The organism is Alkalilimnicola ehrlichii (genome assembly GCF_003399765.1).
GTDB lineage: Bacteria > Pseudomonadota > Gammaproteobacteria > Nitrococcales > AK92 > AK92.
In genome coordinates, this window is record NZ_NFZV01000058.1 from 1 (window position 1) to 5,249 (window position 5,249).

Consider the following 5,249-nt stretch of genomic DNA (forward strand, 5'->3'; position numbering starts at 1 on the left):
GACGAGGTCGCGCTGCTGCTGGAAGATCTCCTCTCGTCCGGTTTCGCTCAGCAGCCGGTGGTCGACGGTGACGCCCGCATCCAGCCCCGCCGTCTGCTGGTCCCGCGGCACGAGCAAGAGGGTCAGTTCTCACATTCCAACATTGCAACTACGCCGATGGCTCGGTCAGATGTTGGAATGTGAGAACTGACCCTGATCCTTGCGACGCGGGCACAACAAAGCCGTGGTGGCACTGGCCAATAAATGCGCCCGCATCGCCTGGGCGGTGCTTGCGCGGGAGGCCGCGTTCGACATGAATAAGGCCTTCGCCGCCTAAGCGGCAAGAACGACCACTAACAGGAGCACCAACAGAACTACTTACCCTGGGTTTTGCGGTTACCGATGAAGCAACCGGTCATCCGGCCCTGATAAGAACCTGGTCGTGGGACACGTCGCCAACCGAGCACGTGTGGGTGTATAGGCGGTCAGGGACCGGATCTCATCACGGCGCGGGGCCCGCTGATGCCGCCCCATCCAGACGCCGGATAGTTGTCCGCGAACCAACTGCTTTATCGACTAGCACCCTTGACCACGGGGAGGCGTCCATATATGTCCCCTAGTCACCAGTTTGGGGAGCAGGAGATATCAAATCAAAGACAGAAAACTCAAACAAGATCCTCGTCTGCATCGATCCCTTCTAATCCGATTTCCTCAAGGGCCTCCTCATGGGTGTCCCCTAGATCGTGCGATGATCTACCGTCACCGAGGCATCCAGCGCTGCCGTCTGTTGGTCTAATCACAGGGACACCCATTTGATATCCTTAGGGGAAAGTGGCTGTCAGATGGGTGCCCTCCTAGATCCCGGAGCGGCAGTCGGCCGACGCGTTTCCGTACATCGGCTTACATTGGGTGGATGTCCCCTAGTTTCTTGGGTGGATGTCCCCTAGTTTCTTGGGTGGATGTCCCCTAGTTTCTTCGGGTTGCCGCGGAGCAGTGGTCCGTCACCTTGCACAAGACCCTCCGAGCGCATTCGCTCGACCACCTCTCGCCCCGTCCTCGAATACTTGTCCGGTGTTCCTCCCATATAACGCAGCCGAGCACTCGTTTGGCTACCGCCGACAGCCGCGTCGGCAGTGACTTTATTTGGGACTTCAAATAATTTTCTGTCAGAAGCCTTTCAAGCGCGCCTCAAGGTCCTTTCCGATAGCCTCGACAATTTTAGCCCCTAGCGCATCCTTGCTTTCAATCGTATTTCCGTATGGATCATCGTGCCGAAGGATTACCTCATGGCCACCTACCAGCAAAATCCATTGGCGACTGTCAGGTCCATCCGCTTTGTTGATCACCTGCGCCTGATACTCGTTCTCCAAGAAACGCGCCAACTTCTCGAAGCCTTCCCAATCCGGAACACTAGGCACGTCGATCCCAAACCGCCCATCGCTATTGCGAGTTAACACAACAGGCTTTCTGTTCATTTCGCTACCTCGTTAGGCCGAGGGCCGCATCAACATTCGGATCCGAACGCGTCGCGCCGCCCCGCACGTAATTCCAGACATCATCCCCACGAAGCCCCTGCTGATAAGCTTTGCGGACAACATCCTGAAGGGTCCTAGGTGGCGGCAAAGCCTCTGCTGCTGCGCGGTCGGCCATGAAGGTTCTAGCTTGCAACTTCACTTCGTTTCGCATCTGGAAAGACTGGAGCGCTTGCTCCCTCAATGGCAACGAGGAATCTATCCTGCCCGCAATCACAGGGACACCCATTTGATACCCTTAAGGGACAGTGGCTATCAGACGGGTGCCCCTTGATCCCGGAACGGTAGTCGGCCGGTGCATTACCGTGCATCGGCTTACATTGGGTGGCTGTCCCCTAGTTTCCCTGTGATGTGCCACGCGGCGTGAGCCAGTCCAGGGGTGGACACAACAGTAACCACGACATCTGTGCTTACAGTGGACACGACCGCGGCACCAAGGGTTTTCGGGGGCAGCGATGCCAGGGGCGGTTACGGCCGCCTTGATCCAGATGGGTGTCTGGTGCGAATCTCCGTAACCATGACGAGAAGACCAGGATACGCGCCGTCTATGCCAGGCGAGGAGTAAATGCAAAGCGCGTCGCCCTGCGGGCAACGCGGCGAACCACTACGGACTATTGACCGGGGGCCTCCTAATGGGTGTCCCCTTTTCCCGACCGGGGGCCTCCTAATGGGTGTCCCCTTTTCCCTCCCCTTTTCCCCTGCGGAGCTCTTGGGAGATCCCCTTGGGTGCCGTAACTAGGCCTAAAGTCTATTAGCAACAGCACCCGCTATTTCTACGAGATCATGATGAGCTTCTTTGCCAAAAAAAGGATCTTCTTGCCTAAGGTAATCAAGAACTTCCCCATCAGTTCTGAACTGACCCGATTCTTCCAGCTCCCGAACTCTTGTTGGCAAAAGAACCCAATTTCGACCGGTATTCTTCAAGCTCCAAGCAACGTTACCAACAAAAGCCGCCAACACTGACTGAATCGTCGCAATAACATGTTGGATTTGCTCGACGCTTGTTTTAGTAGAATCGAATCGCCATACGACAACTGGAGGCGTTACCGACCCCTCATCAAGGCTACTCCTGGGGTACCGAAACCACTCCAAAACAGCCGCTTTCTCAAGTACATCGATTAATTCTCGGCCCGTAGGTTTCATTCGATCAGCGCTCCCGGATTCAAGCCCTGAATCATACGAATCCAGTCGCCCTCAGGAACTGGTGTATCATTTAGGCGTGGATCGTAAACATATCTACCGTCAGTGAAAACCTCGTGATACCTGAAGCCGCTGTCAACCCTTCCGTGCTCCAAGAGTCGCAAATCACCTCCACCTTGACCAGTCACTCGGAGAATCCGCCCTTCCCCGGCCACGTTTCTCAGTGCATCTGCTATTTCAGAACAATCTGTTCCTGTGCAAATACGCATGCTGCTCATATGTTCGACCACTGCCGCATTTGGCGGATGCTCGGGATTGATTTGTCGAAATGGTCTATCTATCCCTGGCACGTTCTGTTGCTGTATCTGGTTTAGGACATCCCCTGCCCCCCTGTTGACGAACCTCAGGTGTCCAGTTCTGCCCATGCCCGCTTTGGTTGTCCCCGAGACTGCCTTGCGTCGTCCTCTCATTATTCTTCTCCTGGGGCGGAAATCACAGAGACAGCCATTTGATGCCCCTGCCCTTAACAAAGGGGAAAGTGGCCGTCAGAGAGGTGTCCCCCTGATCCCGGAGCGGTAGCCGGCCGGTGCATTACCGTATGTGGACTTACCTTGGCAGGATGTCCTCTAGTTTCGTTTCCCTTCCTTTATTCCGTACGCTTTCAGTATTTCATCCAATTCAAACTCACTAATAGCTTCACCCCATGGATCATTTCCAACTCTATATTGGCTTAAATTCTCCACCCCTGGCGGCTCTATACCAGAACGCTCAAGGGCATTTAAGCACTTCTCCAAAAATTTTATCGGCTGCTCAGTCGAATCACCATACATATCAACGATTCCAACCTCCACACAGTTTTCAAGGAGTGAGTTAAATACCTCAAAATGCTCTTGTGGAATTTCTTTTTCCACATCAACGGGCAGAGGATCACCTCTACCAGTGATATCCAACACTGCACCGTTCCGCTCCCAATCAGGAAGGCTGTTTGTGGTCAGCATTGCCATTAGATGTTCGAACAGCTTGGTAATCGAATCGTTCTTGATCCCAAGATGATGACAAAAAGTCCACAAGCAAATTGCTGCATAAGCTTGCAGTTGGCGTTTATTGAAGGTTGAGATCATCATAACACCTGAAAATTAGTTACCATTAACATCCAACTGATCTAGAACGCTTGAACATGTTTCACATTGAGGTTTTGGTGTTCCATGAACACCCGATATACTTGCAGGCCCACGGACATTCGAAACCGAAATCGAAGCACCATCCAAACTTCTACCTTTATTTAAAGCTCTTGAAAGCGCATTAATTTCAGCACACTGGCCAGCAAAACAATTTGCTGGAGCATTATCCAATGCATTTTGAACAGTCGAATTTTGAACTCCACCTTGATTTCTCCCAACCGTAATCGTGCCATCCTGATGCTGGATAACTGCAACAGTATTTGGTCGTTGAGATGATGGTAGTCCCTGAACTTTATCAGCTAACCTAGAAGCTGGACTGTTTGGGACACCTCCCGCCCCACCCCCAACCGACGGCGCCGCCCCCTGCCCTTGAGGGCCACTACCACTGCCGCTAAGTTCTCCCTGGTTGGTGCTGCCCTGGCTATTATGCCCGTTGCCGCGTTTGCCTCGCACCCAAAGCACAGGGACACCCATTCGGGATCGGCTATGGGTGTCCTATAGGATGGATTGCCTTCGGCAGACGGAAAAACGGCACAGACCACGGTCCCTTTACGCCGTCACCGCCGACGGCCCGGCGCGGCGGTCGGCCGACGCGTTTCCGTATATTGGCTTACATTGAGTGGATGTCCCCTAGTCGCCTTGACCTAGGGTTTACCTCCGGGACCAGAACTATTTGGGACAACAAACAGTTATTTCTTAATGTGCAAAAACCCAACCATATGACTGTATTTTTAATACTATAAGCGTGAGAGAAACTCTTTTATTTCTGATGATTTATCAGGGTTGATTTCTTCATACCTTTTACACGCTAAAATTAAGCACTCCTCAAAGTTACTCTCGGACACAACAACTTCATCATCATGATATCTGAAGCGAACACCTTCAAACGGCTCTTCGTCCTCTTCCAATCCATCAGGAAAGTCACAAGCGCTATATTCATCCCCATAACTTGTACCTTCAATTAAATAACCAATAACACGCAAAAAGAACATGTTATTTACTGAGTTAAAAAACTCTTTAGCCATCCATAACGGATCATTTTCCCGGTCCAAATTTCTAAACAGTGCTTCGTTCATTCGTTAAAGCTCCGAATGGAAATTATCAATAATGCCATCTCTTATATAAACCCTAAAGTCTATACCCCAGCCTCAGAGGTAAACTGCGATACTCCTTGCGAAGTAGCGCTTGGATATCCTTTTGCAGCAGCCTGCTGACCAAGTTTAATTATTTGATTGTCAGAAACCGGAGCTTAGCGGGACACCCAACGGAGCTTAGCGGGACACCCAATACACCGAGTGAACCGCTTTTTCTCGCTCCGTTAGCCGATACTTCTACTCGTTGACAAGTCCCGTCGCCGCGGTTATTCCTAGACTGGTTGTTTATCCAGTGGAGGATGCCGCCGTGACCCGACCGAGAC

The 5,249-nt window shown here is 52.1% G+C and carries 5 protein-coding genes and 1 pseudogene; 1 reads left to right on the top strand and 5 read right to left on the bottom strand.

Annotated features, from left to right (window positions below; genetic code table 11):
* Positions 1-196: 196 nt before the first annotated feature.
* A pseudogene (locus tag CAI21_RS22415) lies at positions 197-316 on the top strand (IS110 family transposase); the annotation flags it as partial.
* Positions 317-1,145: 829 nt separating this feature from the next.
* Here CAI21_RS22415 and CAI21_RS22420 read toward each other — a convergent pair.
* The 5 genes from CAI21_RS22420 to cdiI form a co-directional block, all read right to left on the bottom strand.
* On the bottom strand, positions 1,146-1,454 hold the full coding sequence (locus tag CAI21_RS22420) for a DUF3630 family protein (protein WP_116304343.1): 309 nt from the start codon (positions 1,452-1,454) through the stop codon (positions 1,146-1,148).
* A 798-nt stretch (positions 1,455-2,252) separates the two neighbouring features.
* Entirely contained in the window at positions 2,253-2,654 is a 402-nt protein-coding gene (locus CAI21_RS23020; RefSeq protein WP_147305225.1) for a hypothetical protein, read from the bottom strand.
* 623 nt (positions 2,655-3,277) lie between these two features.
* Positions 3,278-3,775 (bottom strand): hypothetical protein, encoded by a 498-nt coding sequence (locus tag CAI21_RS22435; RefSeq protein ID WP_116304346.1) that lies wholly within the window; start codon positions 3,773-3,775, stop codon positions 3,278-3,280.
* Positions 3,776-3,787: 12 nt separating this feature from the next.
* A complete protein-coding gene (locus tag CAI21_RS26205; RefSeq protein ID WP_116304347.1) occupies positions 3,788-4,306 on the bottom strand; it encodes a YwqJ-related putative deaminase in 519 nt (172 codons plus the stop codon).
* Between the two features lie 263 nt (positions 4,307-4,569).
* A complete protein-coding gene (gene cdiI / locus CAI21_RS22445) occupies positions 4,570-4,908 on the bottom strand; it encodes a ribonuclease toxin immunity protein CdiI (protein ID WP_116304348.1) in 339 nt (112 codons plus the stop codon).
* Between the last annotated feature and the right edge of the window lie 341 nt (positions 4,909-5,249).